The sequence below is a fragment of the Rhodospirillales bacterium genome, assembly GCA_016712595.1.
GTDB lineage: Bacteria > Pseudomonadota > Alphaproteobacteria > Rhodospirillales > Defluviicoccaceae > Defluviicoccus.
Genome location: JADJQT010000001.1, coordinates 2462236 through 2484662, shown reverse-complemented (window position 1 = coordinate 2484662; position 22427 = coordinate 2462236). Strand labels below are relative to the sequence as shown.

19 protein-coding genes and 1 tRNA gene are annotated in these 22427 nt (G+C 64.8%); 9 read left to right on the top strand and 11 right to left on the bottom strand.

The features are described 5' to 3' along the window. Positions 1–6: 6 nt before the first annotated feature. Positions 7–2112, top strand: a complete 2106-nt coding sequence (locus IPK66_11195; protein MBK8175798.1) for a catalase — start codon at positions 7–9, stop codon at positions 2110–2112. A gap of 267 nt (positions 2113–2379) precedes the next feature. Here IPK66_11195 and IPK66_11190 read toward each other — a convergent pair whose 3' ends face one another. Continuing rightward, positions 2380–3822 carry a cardiolipin synthase gene (locus IPK66_11190; protein MBK8175797.1) on the bottom strand — a complete coding sequence of 481 codons (1443 nt, stop codon included), beginning with the start codon at positions 3820–3822 and terminating at the stop codon, positions 2380–2382. On the opposite strand from IPK66_11190, the gene IPK66_11185 reads away from it, so the two are divergent. After that, positions 3821–4363 (top strand): ETC complex I subunit, encoded by a 543-nt coding sequence (locus IPK66_11185; GenBank protein ID MBK8175796.1) that lies wholly within the window; start codon positions 3821–3823, stop codon positions 4361–4363. The genes IPK66_11190 and IPK66_11185 overlap by 2 nt on opposite strands. A 23-nt stretch (positions 4364–4386) precedes the next feature. Beyond that, a tRNA-Arg gene (locus IPK66_11180) sits at positions 4387–4463 on the top strand. Positions 4464–4533: 70 nt separating this feature from the next. Here the strand turns inward: IPK66_11180 and IPK66_11175 are convergent. Then, the gene (locus IPK66_11175; protein MBK8175795.1) at positions 4534–6174 is read right to left on the bottom strand and encodes a hypothetical protein; all 1641 of its coding nucleotides are present in this window, start codon (positions 6172–6174) and stop codon (positions 4534–4536) included. A gap of 331 nt (positions 6175–6505) precedes the next feature. Between IPK66_11175 and IPK66_11170 the strand changes: the two genes are divergently transcribed. Beyond that, complete coding sequence (locus tag IPK66_11170) at positions 6506–7288, top strand: 3-hydroxybutyrate dehydrogenase (GenBank protein MBK8175794.1); 783 nt, start codon at positions 6506–6508, stop codon at positions 7286–7288. 12 nt (positions 7289–7300) lie between these two features. On the opposite strand, the gene IPK66_11165 is transcribed toward IPK66_11170, so the two are convergent. The 3 genes from IPK66_11165 to IPK66_11155 all read right to left on the bottom strand — a co-directional run bounded on the left by IPK66_11165 (position 7301) and on the right by IPK66_11155 (position 10561). After that, positions 7301–8773 carry an acyl-CoA synthetase gene (locus IPK66_11165; GenBank protein MBK8175793.1) on the bottom strand — a complete coding sequence of 491 codons (1473 nt, stop codon included), beginning with the start codon at positions 8771–8773 and terminating at the stop codon, positions 7301–7303. A gap of 152 nt (positions 8774–8925) precedes the next feature. Beyond that, positions 8926–9474 carry a hypothetical protein gene (locus IPK66_11160; GenBank protein MBK8175792.1) on the bottom strand — a complete coding sequence of 183 codons (549 nt, stop codon included), beginning with the start codon at positions 9472–9474 and terminating at the stop codon, positions 8926–8928. A gap of 64 nt (positions 9475–9538) precedes the next feature. Next, positions 9539–10561, bottom strand: a complete 1023-nt coding sequence (locus tag IPK66_11155) for an amino acid ABC transporter substrate-binding protein (GenBank protein ID MBK8175791.1) — start codon at positions 10559–10561, stop codon at positions 9539–9541. 153 nt (positions 10562–10714) lie between these two features. Here IPK66_11155 and IPK66_11150 point away from each other — a divergent pair, with 153 nt between their 5' ends. The 3 genes from IPK66_11150 (at position 10715) to IPK66_11140 (ending at position 14841) form a co-directional block, all read left to right on the top strand. Then, complete coding sequence (locus IPK66_11150) at positions 10715–11128, top strand: DUF2384 domain-containing protein (protein MBK8175790.1); 414 nt, start codon at positions 10715–10717, stop codon at positions 11126–11128. Next, positions 11125–11820 (top strand): RES family NAD+ phosphorylase, encoded by a 696-nt coding sequence (locus tag IPK66_11145; protein MBK8175789.1) that lies wholly within the window; start codon positions 11125–11127, stop codon positions 11818–11820. Before IPK66_11150 ends, IPK66_11145 begins: the two co-directional genes overlap by 4 nt. A 741-nt stretch (positions 11821–12561) precedes the next feature. Further along, positions 12562–14841, top strand: coding sequence for a ComEC/Rec2 family competence protein (locus IPK66_11140; protein ID MBK8175788.1), 2280 nt, complete (start codon positions 12562–12564; stop codon positions 14839–14841). Here the strand turns inward: IPK66_11140 and lexA are convergent. The 3 genes from lexA to moaC form a co-directional block, all read right to left on the bottom strand. Continuing rightward, entirely contained in the window at positions 14798–15499 is a 702-nt protein-coding gene (lexA, locus tag IPK66_11135; protein MBK8175787.1) for a transcriptional repressor LexA, read from the bottom strand. The two genes, IPK66_11140 and lexA, sit on opposite strands and share 44 nt — an antisense overlap. A 194-nt stretch (positions 15500–15693) precedes the next feature. Beyond that, positions 15694–16908, bottom strand: coding sequence for a molybdopterin molybdotransferase MoeA (locus IPK66_11130; GenBank protein MBK8175786.1), 1215 nt, complete (start codon positions 16906–16908; stop codon positions 15694–15696). A gap of 17 nt (positions 16909–16925) precedes the next feature. After that, positions 16926–17402, bottom strand: coding sequence for a cyclic pyranopterin monophosphate synthase MoaC (moaC, locus tag IPK66_11125; GenBank protein MBK8175785.1), 477 nt, complete (start codon positions 17400–17402; stop codon positions 16926–16928). Positions 17403–17516: 114 nt separating this feature from the next. On the opposite strand from moaC, the gene ftsH reads away from it, so the two are divergent. Continuing rightward, positions 17517–19337 (top strand): ATP-dependent zinc metalloprotease FtsH, encoded by a 1821-nt coding sequence (gene ftsH, locus IPK66_11120; GenBank protein MBK8175784.1) that lies wholly within the window; start codon positions 17517–17519, stop codon positions 19335–19337. Between the two features lie 12 nt (positions 19338–19349). On the opposite strand, the gene trpC is transcribed toward ftsH, so the two are convergent. From trpC to IPK66_11105, 3 genes are read right to left on the bottom strand one after another with little or no spacing between them, the layout of a single operon-like run. Next, positions 19350–20144, bottom strand: coding sequence for an indole-3-glycerol phosphate synthase TrpC (gene trpC, locus IPK66_11115; GenBank protein MBK8175783.1), 795 nt, complete (start codon positions 20142–20144; stop codon positions 19350–19352). Then, positions 20141–21172: an anthranilate phosphoribosyltransferase gene (trpD, locus tag IPK66_11110; GenBank protein ID MBK8175782.1), complete on the bottom strand. Its 1032-nt coding sequence runs from the start codon at positions 21170–21172 to the stop codon at positions 20141–20143. Before trpD ends, trpC begins: the two co-directional genes overlap by 4 nt. A 45-nt stretch (positions 21173–21217) precedes the next feature. Then, positions 21218–21790 carry an aminodeoxychorismate/anthranilate synthase component II gene (locus IPK66_11105; GenBank protein ID MBK8175781.1) on the bottom strand — a complete coding sequence of 191 codons (573 nt, stop codon included), beginning with the start codon at positions 21788–21790 and terminating at the stop codon, positions 21218–21220. Between IPK66_11105 and IPK66_11100 the strand changes: the two genes are divergently transcribed. After that, the gene (locus IPK66_11100) at positions 21789–22379 is read left to right on the top strand and encodes a hypothetical protein (protein MBK8175780.1); all 591 of its coding nucleotides are present in this window, start codon (positions 21789–21791) and stop codon (positions 22377–22379) included. The two genes, IPK66_11105 and IPK66_11100, sit on opposite strands and share 2 nt — an antisense overlap. The last annotated feature ends 48 nt before the right edge of the window (positions 22380–22427 follow it).

Here is a 22427-nt window from a genome sequence, read left to right as displayed (position 1 = left end):
AGGCGCATGGCGAGATCGACGAAAACCCAGAAGGATGCCCCGGAGGGCCAGACCCTCCGCGGGATAGGCGGGGAGATCCATCAGACCGCTGGTGGCGACGTGGCGGTACTGACGACGCAGCAAGGAGTTCCGGTTGCCGACGATCAGAATTCGCTTCGGGCCGGCGAGCGAGGGCCGACCTTGCTCGAAGACGTTCACTTTCGCGAGAAGATCTTTCACTTCGATCACGAGCGCATCCCCGAGCGCGTCGTCCATGCGCGTGGCTTCGGCGCTCACGGTTATTTCGAGACGTTGGAGACGCTGGCGGACGTGACCCGCGCCGACATCTTCCAGCGCGTGGGGGAGAAGACGCCCGCGTTTGTGCGCTTTTCAACCGTGGCCGGCAACAAAGGATCGGCCGATCTCGCCCGCGACGTCCGCGGCTTCGCTGTCAAGCTCTATACCAAAGAGGGCAACTGGGACATCGTCGGCAACAATATCCCGGTGTTCTTCATTCAAGACGCGATCAAGTTTCCCGACCTGATCCATTCCGCCAAACAGGAGCCTGACCGCGGCTTTCCCCAGGCGCAGACCGCTCACGACAACTTCTGGGACTTCATTTCGTTGACCCCGGAAAGCATGCACATGGTCATGTGGATCATGTCTGACCGGGCGATTCCCCGCTCGTTCCGCTTTATGGAGGGCTTCGGGGTCCATACATTCCGGTTCGTCAACGAGGCTGGCAAATCGACCTTCGTCAAATTCCACTGGAAGCCAAAGCTGGGTTTGCAATCGGTGCTGTGGAACGAGGCGGTGAAAATCAACGGTGCCGATCCCGATTTTCACCGTAGGGACCTGTGGCAGGCCATCCAGTCGGGAGCCTACCCGGAATGGGAATTCGGCGTGCAGCTCTTCGACGAGGACTTCGCCGAAAAGTTCGCCTTCGATGTTCTCGACGCGACCAAACTCATTCCGGAAGAAGAGGTCCCGGTGCGAATCATCGGCCGCTTGGTCCTTGACCGCGTCGTCGACAACTTCTTCGCCGAAACCGAGCAGGTGGCATTCTGCACCCAGAACATCGTTCCCGGCATCGACTTCTCCAATGATCCTCTGCTCCAGGGGCGCAACTTTTCCTACCTCGATACCCAGCTCAAGCGGCTCGGCAGTCCCAACTTCACCTTCCTCCCCATCAATGCGCCGAAGTGCCCATTTCACACCCTGCAGCAGGACGGGCATATGGCCTTCGTCAATCCCAAAAGTCGGGCAAACTATGAGCCGAACTCCTGGGATGGAGCGCAAGGCGGTCCGCGCGAGGCGCCCGCGCGTGGATTCGTCTCCCATCCCGAGGAACTGAGTGGTGCGAAGCTGCGGATTCGCTCGGAGTCGTTCGCCGATCACTACAGTCAGGCGCGGCAGTTTTTCATCTCGCAGACCGAGATCGAGCAGGAACACATTATCGATGCCCTCGTTTTCGAGCTCAGCAAGGTCGAGACTCCAGCGATCCGCGAGCGGATCGTCGCTCATCTCCTCAACATCGACGAGGTTCTGGCAAGCGTCGTGGCGCAGAAGCTCGGTCTGAAACAGCTTCCTGCTGCGGTCGAGGCTGCCCGCCCGACACGCACCGACCTCGATTCGTCGCCGGCGCTCAGCATACTTCGCGGACCGTCGAGCCTGAAGGGGCGCACGATCGGTGTTCTCGTCACCGACGGGTGTGATGGAGGCGTGCTCGCGGACTTGCAGGCGGCGGTGAAGGCGGAGGGCGCACAGGTTGCGATCGTCGCTCCGGCCATCGCCGGCATCGTAACCGGAGACGGCAATAGGGTCGAAGCCGATCATGTGGTGGGTGGCGGTCCCTCGGTGCTATTCGACGCCGTCGCCGTCATGACGTCGCGCGCGGGCGCGGCGGACCTCGCTGAGCTGGCGGCGGCGCGGGAATTCCTCGCCGACGCCTATGCGCACCGCAAGTTTATCGGGTACGGCACCGAGGTGAAGCCCTTGCTGACGGCGAGCGGTATTGACGCCGGCATCGATTCCGGATTCTTCGAACTGGCGAATGCCGAGGACGTTGCCGCGTTCGTCGCAGCCTGCCAGGGGCTGCGCTATTGGCTGCGTCCGGCAAGCATCTCCGGATAACGGGAATGCGCGATTGTATCCAAACTTGTGATTGCAATCACTTTCGAGTGTCGATCTGTGGCGTATAACCAGACGTGTTCGGGGGCCCCCCCACCTCCGACAAACCCCTCACGGGGACCGCCGGGCCGCAATGGCCCGGCGAGGCCCCGGCGAAATCCGAACACCGGCAACGTCCAGGCCTCGTTTGCGTCTAGCGAACTTGTCGGATCTTATCCACCCCGAACCCGAACGAGTTGCGCGCCGTCTCGCGCGCGATAGATGGCGGGATCACAGGTAAGGCGAGAGCAGCCAGGCAGCGCTGTCGCGCAGCTTGACGGCAAGTCCGCGTCGCTTGAAGGCGGCGTAGGTCATGCGCCGGGCGCGAAGGGTTCTCTCTTCGACCAGCGCGTCGAGCACACGGCCCAGACCGGCATCATAGCATTCGACATCGAGCTCGAAATTCAGCCGCAGGCTGCGCGGGTCCCAGTTGGCTGATCCGATCAGGCTCCACTGACCGTCGACGGTCATGACCTTCGCATGATCAAACGGCGGCGGCGTCAGCCATAAGGAGCAGCCGCAAGCAAGCAGATGGCCCAGCTTTGCCCGCGCCGCCCAATCGACGAGGCGCAGATTGCCGTGGGCGGGGATAACGATATCGACGACGACGCCACGCAGCGCGGCGAGCTGCAGTGCGGTCAACAGCGTATTGTCCGGCAGGAAATACGGAGTAAGAATGCGGATCCTGTCCTTCGCCTGGGCAAGCGCGCCGAGGATCGCCCAGCGAATGCGCTCCAGCGCCTCGTCGGGTCCGGCGGCGATGGCGCGGGCGAAAACCTCTCCCACCGGCCAGACATCCGGACACCAGAGGTCCGGAGTCAACCGTTCGCCGCTGGCGAATGCCCAGTCGTCGGCGAAAGTCTCAGCGAGCTGGGTGACCACCGGGCCGCGCAGGCGAAAGTGGACATCGGCGATCGCGCCCTTGCCGGCGGAAAGGCAGTGCCCGTCGCGGATGTTCATCCCGCCGGTGAATCCGACGCGCCCATCGGCGATGAGGATCTTGCGATGGTTGCGCAGATTGCTGAAGACGAACGAGCGTGGCAGCAAGGTAGGCAGAAACTCCGCCGTCGTCACCCCGCGATCGCGAAGCATGCCGGCAACCGAGGCCAGCGAATAGCGGGCGCCGATGCCGTCGATCAGCACCCGTACGGCGACGCCGCGTTCGCGGGCGTCGGCGAGCGCATCGACGAACCGCCGCCCCCAATCGTCATCATCGAAGATATAGGTCAGCAGGCCGACGCTGGTCCGTGCCGATTCAATGGCCTCCAACATCGCGGCGTAGGCCCGTTCGCCGCCCGCAAGCGGCTCGATGGCATTGCCGGCGGTCAGCGGCCTTGCGGTCAGCCGGTCGCAGAGCAGCGCGACCGAAAGCAGATGGTGATGGGACGGCGCCAGCGCGTGGGCAAGGGCAGCGCACGGCGCGACGTCGTTCTCGGCAGCGCGTCCACGCGGCCGGCGCGCGCGCAGGATGCTGGCCCGCCGCCGGACCCGGTTGATACCGAACAGGCCGTAAAGCAGGGTCCCCGCAAACGGAACAAGCCACAGCAGGCCGATCCAGCCGATGGCCGCGCGCACGTCGCGCTTATGCAGAGCGGCGTGCGCCGAGGCCAATGCCGCAAGGGCGACCTGCAACACCAAAAGCAGCGGTCCGCGCTCGATCCAAAGGTCCGGCATGGTGGATACGATCCGCTCTCGTGCGCACCGGGGCGCGAGGCCACGCCCGCGCGCCATCGTTGCATGCGGCGTCCTCGCATGCAGCGTCTTAGCGTGCAGCTTGGCCATTCGCGGCGGCGATGCCAACGGGATTACGCGCCATCGCCGCCTGATCGCGCCGGCAGGGCTTTGCCATGTCGGCCAAACCGGTTATTTTTCGCACCACTCTGTGCGTTGCAACCCGACAATCGCCGCCGGACGGCGAGGAGAAACAGCCGTGACCGACGTTCGCATCTTCCAGCCGAGCAAGACCGCCATGCAATCGGGGCGCCGCAAGACCCACCAGTGGATGGTGCAGTTCGAGCGCGACGCCCCTCAGGTCGCCGATCCGCTGATGGGATGGATCGGCTCGAGTGATACCCGCCCGCAGCTTCGCCTGCAGTTCGATACGCGCGAGGAGGCGATCGCCTTCGCCGAGCGCAACAACCTCGCCTACGTAGTCCAGGAACCGCGCTTGCACACGGTCCGGCCGAAGAGCTATTCCGAGAACTTCCGGGCGTAGCGACGCACGACGAACCCATCCCGGCGCCCGTAGCTCAGCCGGATAGAGCAACTGCCTTCTAAGCAGTAGGTCGCAGGTTCGAGTCCTGCCGGGCGCGCCACTCTTTCAAAGCTCGATCGTTCGCGCCCAACAGTGCGGATTCCATCCGGACATTCTTTGTCAGCGAACCGTTAGAGCTGTTTCAAGTACTCGAGCAAGGCTCGCTTGTCCTCTTCGGAAAGATGCGTGCCGTACTCGTGTCCGCAGCGGCTGTTGCCGGAGTCACGCATTTCGCAGCCGGTCGTCTTGAGCGTATAATCGAACTGGGTCTGCTCGGCCGCGAGGCCGACGTTCACCAGATCGTAGGCGGGGCCGATGCGAAAGGTCGCGATGCGTTCGGAGGCTGGCTTCAGCAGCTCCGCGAGTGTCGGCACCGAGCCATTGTGCAGGTACGGGGCCGCCGCCCACACACCCTTCAGCACCCGGGATTCGTAAGCGGCTTTGGTCAGTGCGGCTTCCGTCGGTGTTGCGAACATCTCTGTTTGCGTCGCCTCAGGGCGTGCCGCCGCGACACGTGCCGCCTGAGGTGTTTGCGGCGGCACCACGATATGTTGAGCGATCGCTCCGGTCACGGTAGCGCTCAGGATCGCGATCGCGGTGTCCTCATCGCCAAAACGTGCGTCGGGTACGCTAAGCTTTGGTGCGCCTGCCAGGATCCCGGTCGTCGCTCCCCGGCTCAGCAAGTCCTGCTCCTTCGAGTCGGTACCGACATCTTTGATCGGCGTGGCCCAGGTTCTGTGCAAGGAGGAGCGGAACGTTCCGGTTCTGATCGCGTGACACTCGTTGCAGTTCTGCGCGAACAACGACTCGCCTCTGCGCGCTAGCGCTCTATCGATTGGCCACGGCCATTTGGGCGCGTCCAATCTCCAGACAAGGTGTTCCAGGCGCTCCAAACCCCTGAAATTCGCCGAGTTGTTATTCAAGTAGTCGATCTTCAGCAAGCCGCCGTTACGCGTCGGCTCAAATTCGGCAAAGACGCCGTAAACCTCGCCCAGGTTGCGGGACAGAGCCAAAAGACCGTTGCCGTTGTCAGCAAATCCCGGCCATTGTGTCTTGTCCTGCCGCGGCGAGTTCCACAGGAAGGGATATCGTGCGGGGGCCTCGGCGCGATGAATGTTTTCCGGAATTAAACGCGAGGGTTCCGGCCCGATGTCGAGTCCGGTCACGCGGTTGAAGATCATCGCGACTGCGTCGAGGCGCGATGGCCCCCAGGAGGTCGTCGGCAACGCGCGGTCCATGAGCGTATGGTAGCGCTCGTACCATGCGCTCACTGCCGTGTGCAGCGTCATGGTCTTGTCCGTCCCTGGTGATGCCCCGAGCACGCGCTCGGCAAAGCCACCAAAGGCCGCCTCGCTCGCCAGCACTTCGCCCACCGCGCGGTCGAGATCGGCAAGGAAGCTTTGGAAATCGACGATCGCCGGGCCGCCATCAACGCGGTACACCGAAGGGCCGACCTCAATCTGCCGGGTATGGCAGGCGGCGCATGTCATGCTCAGCGCCTCCTCGCCGCGCTGACCAGCGGCGAGAAATCCCACGGGCAGTCCATGCGTGCTGGCGGAAGGGTTTGGCAAGTAGCCATACCGTGCAAGACCATCGGCCAGAAACGGCTGACCGTCGACTTGACTTAGCGCCTGCACCCAGCGCAGCGGAATGATACGCGAGCCCTGGTCGCGTTGGTAAAATTCATTACGAACCCGACAGGTCCATCCTCCGCCCTGCTCTAGGCTATAGAAAGTGTCTCCAGAACATTTGAAGACTTTGTCGGCCGGCAATGCCGTCCGTTGTGTCGCACCAACGGCCGGAGTCACCGCAAATGCCAGGACGCAGACAACGGCGATCAGCCGCCAGAACGCTACCCTTGTCGTCTCCATGCACGTCCCCTCCACGCGTGAAGACCATCCCACATGCAAAGTTAGCACAGTCAGCATATTCGATCAGCATATTATGCCGTGATGGACCCAAATCGGGCCTATAAGCGAGCGCCCGAAGCGGGTGCTCCCGGCGGAGCCCGACGTTTCAGCCTCTGGCGCCACTTGTCCCGGCTTTACCGTGCGCTTTGATCCGTGCACGATCGAGGCACGGCATTGGCAAGGGCGGTAGGCCATGGAAACCCAGCGCACTGTTGTCGTCACCGGCTCGACCAGCGGCATTGGGCTTGGCATCGCCCAGGCGTTCGCCACCGGTGGGTGCAAGGTGGTGCTTAACGGGCGCAGCGGCGGTGCTGCGAGCGCGGCGTTGTGCGCCCAGATGAAAAGCGAGACCGGTGCCGACGTGACCTTCGTTGCCGCTGACGTCGGTCGCAGCGAGGAGGCCGCGGGACTGATCGCGGGCGCCGAGGCGGTGTTCGGCGGCGTCGATATCCTGGTCAACAATGCCGGTATCCAGCATGTCGCGCCGCTCGAGGCGTTTGACGCCGAGCGCTGGGACGCGGTCCTCGCTACGAACCTGTCGTCGGTTTTCTACACCAGCCGGGCGGCGCTACCGGGCATGCGCGCGCGCGCGTGGGGGCGGATCATCAACATCGCCTCGGTGCACGGACTCGTCGCCTCACCGTTCAAGGCCGCCTACGTTGCCGCCAAGCACGGGGTGCTCGGCCTAACCAAGGTGATCGCGCTGGAGGCGGCGGAGGCGGGGATCACCTGCAATGCGGTCTGCCCCGGCTACGTATGGACGCCGCTGGTCGCGAACCAAATCGAAGATCAGGCGGCCGCTCACGGCATCCCCCGTGAGCAGGTGATCCGCGACGTCATCCTCGCCCCCCAGCCGACCAAGGCGTTCATCGACGCCGGCGAGATCGCCGCGCTCTGTCTGTTCCTGGCCTCGGATGCCGCGAAGTCGATCAACGGCGCCACGCTGCCGGTCGACGGCGGCTGGACGGCGCGCTGAGCGGCTCCTGTTCTATCCGCCGTTGCTCGGTTCAGGATCGCGGCGCGGCAGCTCGCGGCGGAGCAGCTTGCCGTTGCGCGTGCGCGGCAGGTGATCCACGAAGATCACCCGACGCGGCAACTTGTAGCTCGCAAGGTGCTCCTTGGCAAACGCGAGCAGCGCCGCTTCGTCGCCGTCGCCATGCGGTACGACGAAGGCGGCGAGCACGCTGATCCCGGACGCCACGGCGATTTCGCCGACCGCCACCTCGTGCACCATCGGATGGCGGGCGAGCACGCCCTCGACCTCGAGCGGTGAGAGGCGGTAGCCCATCGGGTTGAGGATATCGTCGTGGCGGCCAGCAAACCACACGTAGCCGTCGTTGTCGATGTGTGCGAGGTCGCCGCCGCAGAACCATTCGCCGCGAAACACCGCGGCCTCCTCGTCCGGCCGGTTCCAGTAGCCGAGCATCAGGCCGGGATCGGAGCGGTGGACGGCGAGGAGGCCGACGTCACCCGGTGGCAATTCGCGCGGCTCTGGCTCATCGGCGGCGAGGATGGCGATACGCCGCCCACGTTGCGGCTTGCCGGGGCTTCCCGGCCGGATCGCCATGCCGGGGCCGGTGGAAATGTAGGTGGATATCTCGCTCATGCCGAGTGCTTCGTAGAGCGGCTTGCCGGTCGTTTGTCCCCAGGTGTCGAGAACGGCGGCGGGGAGCGCTTCGCCGGCGGTCAGACCGTGGCGCAGGGAGGCGAGGGGGGGGGCCGAGCAATCACCGTACTTCAAGATACGTCGATAAAGGCTTGGTACGGTTGCGAAGATCGTAACGTTATGCCGGGCGATCAACCGCGTCCATACGCCCGGATCATTGGGGCCGTTGTAGAGGACGGCGGTGGCGCCGTTGGCCCAGGGGTCGATCAGGCCGACGCCGAGGGTATAGGTCCAGTTGAACGCTCCGGCGTGAAGGACGACGTCGCCGGCTGCGAGACCGGACCAGCCGTCGTACATCGGCCGGCGCCCCCAGGCGGAGCGGTGAGCGTGCAGTACTCCTTTTGGTCGTCCCACCGTCCCCGAGGTATAGATCAGAAATCCGGGATCGTCGGCAGCGGTGTCGCCATAGTCGAGCGCGGAGTGGGTGCGGGCCAGAGCCTCGATGTCCTCGGCGCGCAGGACGCTTACCCCCTCCGGCGCCGCGTGCGCCAAGGCCAGCGCATCGGATAGCGCGATCGCCGCCGCGCCGGAATCGACGAGCAGGAACTCCGCCTCCGCGGAGGTCAGGGCCGACGACGACGGCAGCGGCACCAGCCCGGCGGCGAGCGCGGCGAAGAAGGTGACGATGTACCAGACGTCGTTGTCCATGCGGATCATCAGCCGCGCGCCGCGAGGCAGACCCATCGCCCGCAGCCCGCCGGCGAGCCGGCGGACCAGCGTGTCGATTTCACTGTAGGACCAGCGATGCTCGCGATCCGGCGCGTGCGCCACGATCAGCGCCGTCTTCTCCGGCATGACCGCCGCGTGGGCCGTCAGGCAATAGCGCGCGATGTTGAACCGGGCGGGCGGCGGAGGGAGCGGGGAAGCGTGATGAGAGGGGATCACGGGCTAGTCTCGCATAGGCTTCGGCTACCGCCGGCGGGCGACGACCTTCCCGCCCGCGTTGGCTAACGTGCCGTTTTCTGTAAAGTGGCCTTGAGCACCTTGGGTGGCTCGCCTTCGTGCAGGCGGGTAAAGTGCAGATCAAGGCCATCGTCGGTAAGCGTGCGGTCGTAGACCTGAAGATCGTAGCCGCCGTCGTCGTCGATCACCAAGGCATAGAGCGACAGCGTTCGCCCGTTGATGCGACACCAGACATAGGGCTCCCCCTTCATCGGATCGTGGGGAACACGGTTGCCGAACAGGTCGGTGCGCATGGCCGAACGGAAGATTCCCGGACGCACGCTGGGTTCGAAGGCAATGACGTAAGTCTTGCGCTTCTCTTTGCCGTCCTTCGTCTTCGAAACGGTCGTCCAGCCGACGGAAAAGCCTTCGCTTGACGGCTCGATGGTCACGGCGAGATCGCGCATCGTCGTCTCGCCGTCGTCGACGAGAATTGCCTTGCCGTCGTAGTGCCCGAAGAATGCCTGCGCCGGGGACTCTCCGCTGCGCGCGCAAGGACCAGAAGCGAAAATCCCCAGTACCAGGACGAACGGGAGAATCAACGCACGTATCAAACCGGGTCTCCCAAGTGATCTCGACCATCGTCGTCGCCGTTTCCTCGCGACGACAAACGAACGGTCAGCGGAACGGCATCGCATACATCAGCCCGCCTTTCGTCCACAGCGCATTCGCGCCACGCGGCAGTTTCAACGCGGACCCCGCGCCGAGATTGCGATCAAAGCTTTCGGCATAGTTGCCAACATCGTGGATGATCGCGCGCGCCCAGCCGTCGGCGAGGCCGAGCGCGGCCGCCGCCCCCGGTGTCGCGCCGAGCAGCCGGGCAACGCCTGGGTCGTCCGAGCGCGCAGCGGCATCGACGGTATGCGAATCGATGCCGCGCTCTTCCGCCTCGATCATCGCGAACTGTGACCACTTGACGATGTCAAACCAGCGATCATCGCCCTGACGGACCGCCGGTGCCAGCGGTTCCTTGGAGATCAGCTCGGGCAAGACGACGTGCGCGTCGGGATCGGGCGTCGCGTTGGCGCGGATGGTCGCCAGCGCCGAGGCGTCGGCGCTGAGCGCATCGCAGCGTCCGGCGAGATAGGCTCCCACCATCTCCTCGTACTTCTCGATCGTCACCGGCCTGAGGTCGAGGCCGGCGGCACGGGCGAAGTCAGCGAGGTTGAGCTCGGTCGTCGTGCCGGTTTGCAGGCAGACGCTGGCGCCGGAGAGCTGGCGGGCACTGGCGACGCCGAGGGACTTGCGGACGAGAAATCCTTGGCCGTCGTAGTAGTTGATGACGGTGAAATTGATCCCCGCCGCCGTGTCGCGGGTGAGGGTGAACGTGGTGTTGCGGGCCAGGACATCGATTTCGCCGCTTTGCAACGCCGTCAGCCGCGCCTGGGCATTGAGCGGCACGAAGCGGACCTTTTCAGCGGTGCCAAACACGGCGGCGGCGACGGCGCGGCAGACGTCGACGTCGAGCCCGGTCCAGTGGCCCTTGGCGTCCGGCGCGCTGAAACCGGGCAGGTCGTTGGCCACGCCGCAAGTCAGCCAGCCGCGGTTGCGTACGGTCTCGAGCGTATCCGCCGCGGCGGTGGTTGTCATGCCGGCCAGTACGGCGAGGAGAGCGAATGCCCATCGCATCCATCGCATCATCGCCGCTGTTGCTCCCGTCCTGACACCCCTCGTCTATCTATCACACTACCGTCGTCGGGCTGGCGCGCAAATCGGCGGCCGATGGTCGTACTTAATTGCATATTCGCGTGTCACAGAATATATATGCAAATATGCACTTTTGAGACAACGGACATGACGCGAGCTCCGCAGACAGGCAGGCAAACGACGGTTGACCCCCTCAACAACCGGGCACACATCGCCGCCGGTTTGAAGGCATTTTTCGTTCTCGCCGAGCTGTGGAAGCTGAACAACGAGCAGGCGCGGGTTCTGCTCGGTCGCCCATCGGAGCGCACGTTCTACAATTGGAAGAGCGGCAAGGTCAGCGGAGCCCCGCGCGATACGATGAGCCGGATCGGTTATTTGCTCGGAATCCATCGGGCGCTGCGGACATTGTTCGCCAATCCGGAGAACGTCTACGGCTGGATCAGCCGCAACAACGATGATTTCAACGGTCAGGCCCCCTTGCAGCGGATGCTGGCTGGTGACGTCACCGACCTCGCCTTCGTCCGCCAGTATCTCGATGCCTTGCGCGGGGGCTGGGTGTGACGCCGCCAGCGTTCGCGCGCGCGCGGGTGGACTGGCAACGGGCGTGGCGGATCATTCCCAGCAAGTATCCACCGATTCAACTGTTCGAGGACTTAACGCACGACCCCGCCGACTGGGAGTTGCTGGCCGAACTGGAGTCCGCGGTCAATCCGCGCGTCCGCCAGGAACTCGGCGCGATCAGCCTAGTCCCCCCCGAGCTGCGGGTCCGCTCGACGGCGGTGATGGCCGCATTCGTCCACCTCAATCCTCTCGGCTCGCGGTTCAGCGACGGGCGCTACGGCGTCTATTATGCCGCGCAGTATCGGGAAACCGCCATTCGCGAGACCGTTTACCATCTTGAGCAGCGCCTGCGCGCCGGTGCCGCTGTTCCCGACGATCTTGACCAGCGGGTCTACGTCGGTGCGATTGTCGGCACGTTCGTCGATTTGACGCGTGATACCGAAGCCTTGGCGCCGCTCATGGCGCCCGACGACTACGAAGCGAGCCGGCGCTTCGCCGCCGAGATGCGCGCCGCCGGCGAGGATGGCATCGTCTATGTCAGCGTCCGTCACCCCGGCCACAAGGCGCTCGCCGTGTTCCGAGCGCCGTGCATCTCGCCGCCCGTCCAAGAGCGGCACCTGCGCTATCACTGGGATGGATCGCACATTCTGCGCTACTTCGATTATGCCAGCGAGGAGTGGTTCGAGCTTTGATCCCAGGCGCGTCGAACACCCGTGCGACGCGGAAATAGAGAGACGAAGAGTGAACCAATATTGGCTTTTGACTTTGGATGCTCTGTTCAAGCAGGCGACACTATGAGAATTTGCCAAAATAATATCTGGCATAGGCAAGCGATCGCTGGTGAACGGGGGACCCGGACAGCAAGCAGGTGAAGGCGACATCCTGTGATGGTGGTCATTTTATGATCATGGTGCTTGCCTTAATCTTAAGCTAACAGGTCGCGCGACGATGGAGCGCCGATCAATCAATAAGCCGGCACGACTTGGCCGGGCTCTTACGGCCCGGCCAAAATTCTCAATTCCCTCACCATAATTTTCCGAATGGCCGAATGGGTCCGCGGTTTTCCCGTTGACTTCGTTATCACACAATCCCGTCAAGGATTACTGAAAGCGGGTTGCATCGACGGGTTCAAGGCGGCATGAGCCTTTGTTATCCACGGATTCGACGTAGAGCTCCTGATCGTGTCCCTGGCTTGATGGGATCGGCGCATCCTGCGCCAACGGTGAAATGAGCCCCGGCGCATCGGTTGCAACAGGCGCGATCCTTCCTGGCCCGGCCTCGCCACGGCGACCTCTTCGCTCGGGATGACTGGGTATCGCGGTGGCAAGCAAAGCCGTAGCTGGCCATATCACCCCAAAAAGGGGTACTCTAAGTAGAGTTGGTCGCCAGAAGATCCGCGGCATCCGTTCGAACGTTCGAGCGCCATGGAATCAATGAACGTCGCGCCAGCGCGCGCAGTGGGAAACATTCCCCGGATTGGGCGCTTCCATGCGTTCGCCGGCTGGATCGGCGCATCCCTGCTCGCCGAACGCGAACGCTGGGTGCTGTGGCTGCCGGTCTTCGTCGGTATCGGCATCGGCATCTACTTCTGTCTTCCAAGCGAACCCCGGCCTTGGAGCGGGGCTGCAGCGCTCTTTCTCGGTTTTATTGCGCTGCTCCTGGTCACCGGCTCGTCGGAGCACGGACAGGTGCTGCGACCGGTCGCAGTTTGCGTCGTCGCCGCCATCCTCGCCGTTGCCGTGGGATTCGCGGCCGCACAGATCAAAGCCAATGCTCTTGGAACGCTCACACTGGAAAAGGCGATCGGGCCCACGGTGGTGCACGGTCGAGTCGGGCGGGTTGAACACTTCCCAAGCGGGCTGCGGGTAACGATCGACCAGCTCGCCATCAGCCGGCTGGCGCACGACAAACTCCCTGAGCGGATACGCCTGCGGTTGCGTGGCAGTCAGCCGGCTATCAGGCCAGGAGATGAGATCGAACTCCTGGCCATGGTGATGCCGCCGCCGGCACCCTCGGTTCCAGGAGGCTACGACTTTCAGCGTGAGGCCTACTTCCGCGGGCTGGGGGGCGTCGGCTACTCTGTCGGCTCGGCGCGCGTACTCAGCGACGATCATCCGCAAAACGGCGTCACAACCGCGTTCGCCCGCGCCCGATTCACCATTGCCGAACGGGTCCGCACCTATCTCGACGGTGCAACGGCGGCGGTGACAACCGCGCTGCTGACCGGGGAGACACGCTCGATCCCCGACGCGGCCATGGCAGCGATTCGCAATTCGGGCCTGGCGCATCTGCTGTCGATTTCCGGCCTGCATATCGGTCTCGTCGCCGGCATCATCTTTGTTCTTACCCGCAGCGCCCTCGCGCTGATCCCGGCCCTGGCCCTGCGTTTCCCGATCAAGAAATGGGCGGCGCTCGCCTCCGTCATCGCCGCGGGGGGCTATACCCTGCTGGCGTCGGCCCCGGTGCCGGCACAGCGCTCGTTCGTAATGATCGCTATCGTTCTGCTGGCTATTCTCGTCGACCGGCAGGGCATATCCATGCGCCTCGTCGCCGCCGCCGCCTTGATCGTGCTGATCACGCAGCCGGAATCGATGCTGGGCCCGAGTTTCCAAATGTCCTTCGCGGCGGTTTTGGCGCTGATCGCCGGCTACGAGGAACTGCACGTCCGCCGCCGACAACCGGAGGAGCGCCACGGGCTGCCCGTGCGCCTGCTGCTCTATTTTGCTGGCGTCGTCTTTTCAACCCTGCTGGCATCGAGCGCGACCGCACCTTTTGCCGCCTATCACTTCAACCGCTTTCAGCTCTATGGGATCGTCGCCAATATGCTGGCGGTGCCGCTGACCGGCTTTTGGGTCATGCCGTGGGCGGTCGCGGCGGTGCTGCTGATGCCGTTTGGCCTCGAGGCATTCGCGCTGGTGCCGATGGGTTGGGGTGTAGCAGGGATAATCCACATCGCCGAAGACGTCGCCGCATGGCCGGGCGCAGTAATTCTGTTGCCGACGATGCCGCTTTGGGGACTCGTCGTCATCACCTTCGGAGGACTGTGGATTTGTCTTTGGCAGCGGCCGTGGCGATGGCTGGGGGGGCTTGGTATCGCGGCCGGGCTCGTCGGAATGCTGTTCGTCGAGCCCCCAGACGTGTTCGTTGATGCAAAAGGACAGCTCTTTGCCGTCCGTGACGATGACGGCGGGCTGATGTTCTCATCAAAGTCCGCCGCTCGCTCGGCGCGCGAGTCCTGGATTCGCCGGGTCGGCGATGAGGCTGCATCTGGCTACTGGCGGGACGACGGCGGTAAGGCACGCGACGGCGCCATTCGCTGCGACGAACTGGGCTGCGTCTATCGCCGAGGAGGCCATGTCGTTGCCTTCGCGCGCCGTGGCGAGGCATTGATTGACGACTGCACGCAGGCTGATGTGATCATCAGCCTGGCGGTCGTCCGCAGGCGATGCGCCTCGGCCACGACGGTCGTCGATCGAGCCGCTCTCTTGCGCAACGGAACGCACGTCTTATGGCTGGATGCGGGAACGGTGCGGCTTGAAAGCGTCAATGGCCGGAGGGGCAACCGTCCTTGGGTGCCGGTCCTCGCCGACGAGTCCGCAGATACCGATGCGGACGCCGGTGATGACGACGCGGATGCGTCTCGGAAGACTCGCCCCGGCGAGCATCGGATCAGTAGCGTCGCAAAAGACCAACCAGACGACCTTGAACCTTGACCTGATCCGGCCCACAGATGCGCGCCTCGTAGGCGGAATTCGCCGGCTCGAGCGCGATGGACTGGCCGCGACGACGCAGCCGCTTGAGGGTGACCTCCTCATTGTCGACCAGAGCAACGACAATCGTGCCGCTATCCGCCGTTTCCGACTTCTGGATGATCACCGTATCACCATCAAGAATGCCGGCCTCGATCATCGAATCGCCCTCGACCTCGAGAGCATAGTGCTCGCCATTGCCGACGAGAACCGAAGGCACATCGATCGAACGCGAGTGGTCGCGCAGCGCCGCGATCGGCGTCCCGGCGGCAATCTTGCCGTAGAGCGGCAGCGGAACGACGTGCGCACCGGGAGGCGCCGGATGGCCGGGAAGCTTGAAGTCCGCCTTGATGACGTTGGGGGCGAAACCCTCGCTTCGACGCACGGCGATGCCGACGGAGGTCATGTTCTCGGGTAAACGCAGGACCTCGAGTGCTCGTGCCCGATGCGGCAGTCGGCGAACGAAGCCGCGCTCCTCGAGACCGGTCATCAGACGGTGGATTCCAGATTTCGAGCGAAGCCCGAGCGCATCCTTCATTTCGTCGAACGACGGCGAAACCCCGGATTCCTTCAGCCGCTTGTCGATAAACATCAGCAGCTCGAATTGCTTTTTGGTCAACATGCGTCCGTCTCCCGGGCAGGCGCTGCGAACAGTATTTGCGATCAGGTTTAACCCAATGAGGGTTTTCCCGAGAAAACCTGGAGCAGCGCTCTTTCGCGACCACAATATCTAGAACAAAACAAAAACTGTTGACTATGTTCTAGTTTGGTTCCCACGTGGCGTCAAGGTCGCGCTTGCGTTCTGCGCGAATAAAATCAAAACGTCGGCGCGTGATCGGAAAAAATGAGGGCCGCCGAACGCTCGCCTGCCTTCGCTGCCGCGGCGTGCGGCGGCCTGACGAGCAGACATTCGGCGGCGGCGAAGGCGCTCAGCAACGCACTGTCTTGCGAGCGAAGCGGCGTCGCAATGACATCTCCGTCGGCATCGCGGCAGAGGGTCGCGCGGATATAATCCTCGCGATCGTCATTCGCCGGCAGATCGGTGGCGAGCTGGACGGTCGGCAGAGGCGGGGACGAGGCATCGAGACCCAGCATCGCTTCGATCGCAGGTTTTGCAAAGCGCAGCAGGGTGATACCGGCGGAGACGGGATTTCCCGGAAGACCGAGCACCGGCATGGCGTTAAGGCGGCCGAAGATCAGGGGTTTGCCTGGACGCATTGCGACCTTGTAGAAATCGAGATCGAAGCCTTCGCCGTCAAGCGCGCGGCGGACGAGATCGAAATCGCCGACCGACGCTCCGCCGATGGTGATCAAAAGATCGGCGCCCCGGGCAGCCCGGATCGTGCCCGCGAGCGCGGCCGCGTCATCACCGGTGATGCCGAGGGATACGGGTTCGGCGCCGAAGCCGCGCAAGGCTGCGGTTACGAACACGCTGGCGGAGCTGACGATCTGCGCCGGCCCGATCGGCTCGCCCGGCAGCACCAGCTCATCTCCGGTCGCGACAACGGCGATGCGCGGCTTGCGGTGAACCCTGAGCCAGGGCACGTTCATCGCCGCAACAAGACCAAGATCCCGGGCTGAGAGCCTGCGGCCAGCCTTGAGCAGGACATCCCCCGCGGCGAAGTCCTGTGCCATGCGGCGAATATGCCGGCCAGGCTGGGGCGGCCGCTGCACGACGACGTGTCCGTCCGATTGCTGAGTGTGCTCTTGAATGATGATCGTATCGGCGCCCGCCGGCACCGGTGCACCGGTGAAGATGCGCACCGCTTCTTTCGGCTGAATGCGCTCAACGTAGCCGGCGCCGGCCGTCGATGCGCCCGGAACCCGCAGCACCGCCGGTACCTCGGGGACATCATCGGCCCTGATCGCATAGCCATCCATGGCCGAGACGGCACAGGGCGGATGCGAAACATGGGCCGCGACCGCCTGCGCGAGCACGCGACCCAGGGCTTGATCGAGGCTGATCGTCTCCGCCGGCAGCGCCGAGAAGGCGGCGCGGATGCGGGCGATCGCCGCTTCGACGGCGATCATGCGGCGTCGCCCTTCATTCAATCGGCCTCGAACGTGCCAGACGACCCACCCGATTTGTGCACCAGGCGGATGGCTTCGATCCGCATGCCACGATCGAGCGACTTGCACATATCGTAGACTGTAAGCGCCGTGATCGCCGCCGCCGTCATCGCCTCCATCTCGACGCCGGTGCGCTCGCGCACGCGGCAGGTCGCAGTGATGTCCACGGCGCTCTCCACCGCATCGCAGACGAGATCGACGGTAACCGAGGTGAGCGACAGGGGATGGCACAAGGGAATCAGTTGCGATGTCTGCTTCGCCGCCATGATGCCGGCCAAACGGGCGACAGCGAGAACGTCGCCCTTTTTCGCCGCGCCACCGGCGATGGTTGCCAGCGTTTCCTGGCTCATGACAACGCGGGCTTTCGCCGTCGCCGTGCGATCATTGGGCTCCTTGCCGGAGACGTCGACCATCCGGGCATTGCCCGCAGCATCGAAATGCGACGATCCGGTCATATCCGCCCTGTTATCGTAGACATCCGAGCCGCACGCTATCAGTCGCTGAGGCGGGGAGCAATATCGGGTAAAACAGCCTTTTCCGAGGCGGAGCAAGGCGCGAAAGGACGGCAGATGGACAAAAAGCAGGTCGTGAACGTTTGGTACGTGCTCATGGCGGTCCTGGCGTTGCTGTTCTTTCAGAACTGGTGGGTCGAACAGCGCGAGGTCGAAACGCTACCCTACAGCGCGTTTGAAAAGCTGCTGACCGAAGGCGGCATCGATAAGATGTCGGTCGGCTCTACGGTGATCGAGGGGACGCTTAAGAAGGCGACGGCCGACGGTCGGACCGGGTTTCGTACGGTCATCGTCAACCCGGCGCTCGCTGAGCAATTCGCCAAGTACGATGTCCAGTACTCTGGGGTCGTACATAGCACCTTCTTCAGCGATCTTCTGTCGTGGATCGTACCGATGGTCGTGTTTTTCTTTTTGTGGATGTTCTTCATCCGCAAGATGGCGGAAAAGCAGGGCTTTGGCGGCCTGACGGCGATCGGCAAAAGCAAGGCCAAGGTCTACGTCGAGCGCGACACCAAGACCACCTTCGACGACGTCGCCGGTGTCGACGAGGCCAAGGAGGAACTCGAGGAGATCGTCGATTTTCTCAAGAACCCGAAAGCGCACGGTCGTCTCGGCGCCCGTGTGCCCAAGGGGGTGCTGCTGCTGGGTCCGCCCGGAACCGGCAAGACCCTGCTCGCGCGCGCGGTCGCGGGCGAAGCCGGCGTGCCGTTCTTCTCAATGAATGGCTCGGAGTTCGTCGAGATGTTCGTCGGCGTCGGCGCCGCGCGGGTGCGCGATCTTTTCGAGCAGGCGCGCAAGCAGGCGCCGTGCATCATCTTCATCGACGAGCTTGACGCGCTGGGCCGCTCGCGCTCGCTGGCGCCGATGGGCGGGCACGACGAAAAGGAGCAGACGCTCAACCAGCTCCTCGTCGAACTCGACGGCTTCGATCCCGGCACCGGCATCGTTCTGCTCGCCTCGACCAACCGGCCGGAAATCCTCGATCCGGCGCTCCTGCGCGCCGGCCGCTTTGATCGTCACGTGCTTGTCGACCGGCCGGACCGGATCGGCCGCGCCGCCATCTTGGGCGTGCACTTGAAAGAAAAGGCGCTCGATCCAAGCGTCGATGCTGAAGCGGTTGCGAGCCTGACGCCGGGATTCACCGGCGCCGATCTCGCCAATCTCGTCAACGAGGCGGCGTTGATCGCCACCCGCCGGGATGCTGCGGCGATCTCGATGGCGGACTTCACCCAGGGAGTCGAGCGCATCGTTGCCGGTCTCGAGAAGAAGAATCGCCTGCTCAATCCCCGCGAGCGCGAAATCGTCGCCTTCCACGAAATGGGCCACGCGCTCATTGGCATGGCGCTGCCGGGCATCGATGTCGTCCATAAGGTTTCAATCATCCCCCGCGGCGTCGGTGCCCTCGGCTACACCATTCAGCGCCCGACCGAGGACCGTTTTCTCATGTCGCGGGCCGAGCTTGAGAACAAGATGGCGGTGCTGCTCGGCGGGCGCACCGCCGAGCGCCTCGTCTTCGACGAGATCTCGACCGGCGCCGCCGATGACCTCGCCAAGGTCACCGACATCGCCCGCGCCATGGTCGCGCGCTACGGCATGATCGATGCGCTCGGCAACGTCGCCTACGAGGAGGAGCGCCGCTCGCTGCTCGGCCCGGCGGAATTTCAGGCACCGTCACCGCGCAAGTACAGCGAGGCGACCGCGCGGGAGATCGATACCGCGGTACGCGATCTCGTCGCCGCTGCCTCCGCGCGGGCGCGTACCCTGCTCGAAGCCAACCGCGCCTTGCTCGACCGCAGCGCCCGGTTGCTGCTCGATCGGGAGACGCTCGACGAGGCAGAACTCAAGGCTTTCGCCGCAGAGGTCAAAAAGGCGGCGTAAACGCCGCGGGTCTCAGGGCGTGGGCGCGAGCAAGGCGCGCGTCGCCTCGGCGACGTCCGGCTGGCGCATCAGCGATTCGCCAACCAGGAAACAGCGCACCCCGGCGCGGGCCATGCGATCGAAGTCGACGTGGGCGAACAGGCCGCTCTCGCTGACCAGGAGGCGATCACCCGGACAGAATGGCGCCAGCCGTTCTGTGGTCGCCAGATCGACGCTCAGGGTCGCAAGGTTGCGGTTGTTGATACCGATGAACGTGCAATCGAGCGCCACCGCCCGGCGCATCTCGGTCTCGTCATGCACCTCGACCAGGGTATCCATACCGAGATCAAAGGCGCACGCCCGCAGCTCGCGCGCGCAGCCGTCGTCGATGGCGGCGAGAATCAGCAGCACGGCATCAGCGCCGATCGCCCGCGACTCGATGATCTGGTAGGGGTCAAGCAGGAAGTCCTTGCGTAGCACCGGCAAGCTCACTGCCGCCCGAGCCGCGATAAGGAATGCATCGTCGCCCTGGAAATAGGGACCGTCGGTGAGCACCGAAATGCAGGTGGCGCCGCCCGCCTCGTAGGCGGACGCGAGCACCGGCGGATCGAAGTCGGCGCGGATCAGCCCCTTTGAGGGCGAGGCGCGCTTGATCTCGGCGATGAGACCGTAGCCGCCTTCAGCGATCACCCGCCAGAGATTACTGGCGAAGCCGCGTGGCGGCGATGCGTCGGCGGCGAGCCGCTCAAGCTCTGCCTGGGGGCAGGTGCGCTTGCGCTGGGCGACAAGGGCGCGCTTTTGCGCGCAGATTTCTTCAAGGACACTCATCCGCTCTCCACCGCGACGCTCGGTTGAAGGTTGGTAATGGCGATCAACCGATCAAGGGCTGCCCGCGCGCGCCCGGAGGCGATCGCCGCAGCGGCGCAGCCGACGCCGCTGGTAAGGTCGGCAACCTTGCCGGCGACGAGCAGGGCCGCGCCGGCATTGAAAACGACGGCATCGCGGAACGGGCTGGGCGCGCCGTCCAGCATCGCCCGCATCGCCGCGGCGTTCGTCAGCGCGTCGCCGCCCTTGAGGTCCTCCGCCCATGCAAACGGCAGGCCGGCATCAGCGGGGGAGACGGTAAACGTGCGCACCGCGCCGCCCGCAAGCTCGGCGACGAACGACGGGCCGGTTGTCGTCAGTTCGTCAAGGCCGTCCGAGCCATGCACCACCCAGGCCCGCTCGCAGCCGAGGTTGGCGAGCACGCGGGCCATCGGCTCGATCCAGGCGCGGGCGAAGGCACCGGTGAACTGGCGGGTTACGTGCGCCGGGTTCGACAGCGGCCCCAGCAGGTTAAGGATGGTGCGCACGCCGAGCTCGCCGCGAGGGCCGGCGACATGGCGCATCGCCGCATGGTGTCGGGGCGCCATCAGAAAGCCGATGCCGGCCTCGCGGATGGCCTGCTCGATGAGGCTCAGGTCGGCATCGAGGTTAACGCCAAGGGCGGCCAGCACGTCGGCCGCCCCGCATTTGGACGAAACCGCGCGGTTGCCGTGCTTGGCGACCGGCACACCGCAGCCGGCGACGACCAGCGCGGCACCTGTCGAGATATTGAATGTCCCGCCGCCATCTCCGCCAGTGCCGACAAGATCGATCGCGCCCGCTGGCGCGGTGATCGAGAGCACCCGGGCCCGCATCACCCGGACTGCACCGGTGATTTCCTCGACGGTCTCGCCGCGTACCCGGAGCGCCATGAGGATCGCGCCGATCTGCGCCGGTGTTGCTTCGCCGGCCATGACGATGGCGAACAGCTCCTCGGCCTCGTCGACGCTGAGCCGGGCACCGGAGGCGAGGGTGGCGAGAAAGGCCTTCAGCCGGGATCGGGGATCGTTTTCGGCGCGATCGCTCACCGGCGAGCCCTACTGCCGCGTCGCATCGAGGAAGTTGCGCAGCAGCGCGTGACCGTGTTCGGTGGCGATGCTCTCCGGGTGGAACTGCACCCCGAAGATCGGTAGCTCGCGATGGCGCAGGCCCTGGACGACGCCGTCCTCGCTTTCCGCCGTCGGAACCAGGCACTCCGGCCAGGTTTCCTTCTCGACCATCAGCGAGTGATAGCGGGTGGCGGCGAAGGGCGAAGGCAGGCCGGCGAAAACGCCGCTGCCGTCGTGGCTGATCCGGCTGATCTTGCCGTGCATCGGCTTGGGCGCGCGCACCACCTTGCCGCCGAACGCCTGACCGATGCTCTGGTGGCCGAGGCAGACGCCAAGCAGGGGTGTCTTCCCGGCGGCCTGCTCGATCAGCGCCAGACAGATCCCCGCCCGGTCGGGATCGCACGGCCCCGGCGACAGGACGATGCCGTCCGGTTTCAGCGCCAGCGCGTCCTCGGCGCTCAGCGCATCGTTGCGGCGGACGTCGACATCGGCGCCGAGCTCTCCCAGATAATGAAAGAGATTGTAGGTGAAGCTGTCGTAGTTATCGATCAACAAGAGCATGAGCGAGAGCCGGACCAGACAGGCGGGAATCCCCGCCACGCCGCACCATGCCGGCCCGCCCGGCCAGCGTCAAGGCCGGCCGGGCGCGGATTTGGGCCATGGGAGGCACCGCGCCGCCCGCCCAGGGTCGAGCGCCGCGCTTGTCGCCAGCTTCGCCGCAGCGGTGCTGGCGGCGAGCGTGCTCGCCGCGTTGTGGGCGCTGCCCGCGGCGGCGGACTCGCTGACGCGCAACCCGCCCCCGGCGATGCTGGCGCCCCCGCCCGTCAAGCCACCGGTTTCACCGCTCGTCAGCCCACCGGCCGTCCCGCTATCGAACCCGGCCGGCGAGAGCCCGCGCGAGCGGACATTGCTCGACCAGCAGCGTCAGGTCGAAGGGCAGATCCGCACCCTCGACCGTCAGCTTGGCCCTTACGAAATCGAGCGCCTGCGCCGCCCACCACCGAACGCGCCGCACCGCATGACCTACGATCCGCTGCAAGAGCGCCGAGAGGGCGAACGCCGCGGCCTCGAACTGCGCAGTCGGATGATCGAGCAGGACCTTCGCCACGAACAGTTCGAGCAGGACCTGCATCGGTCTCCGCGCTGGTGAGGCGGGGCGGGGCGGACGAAAGCCGCTTGCCGTTGCGCGCCGCATCGA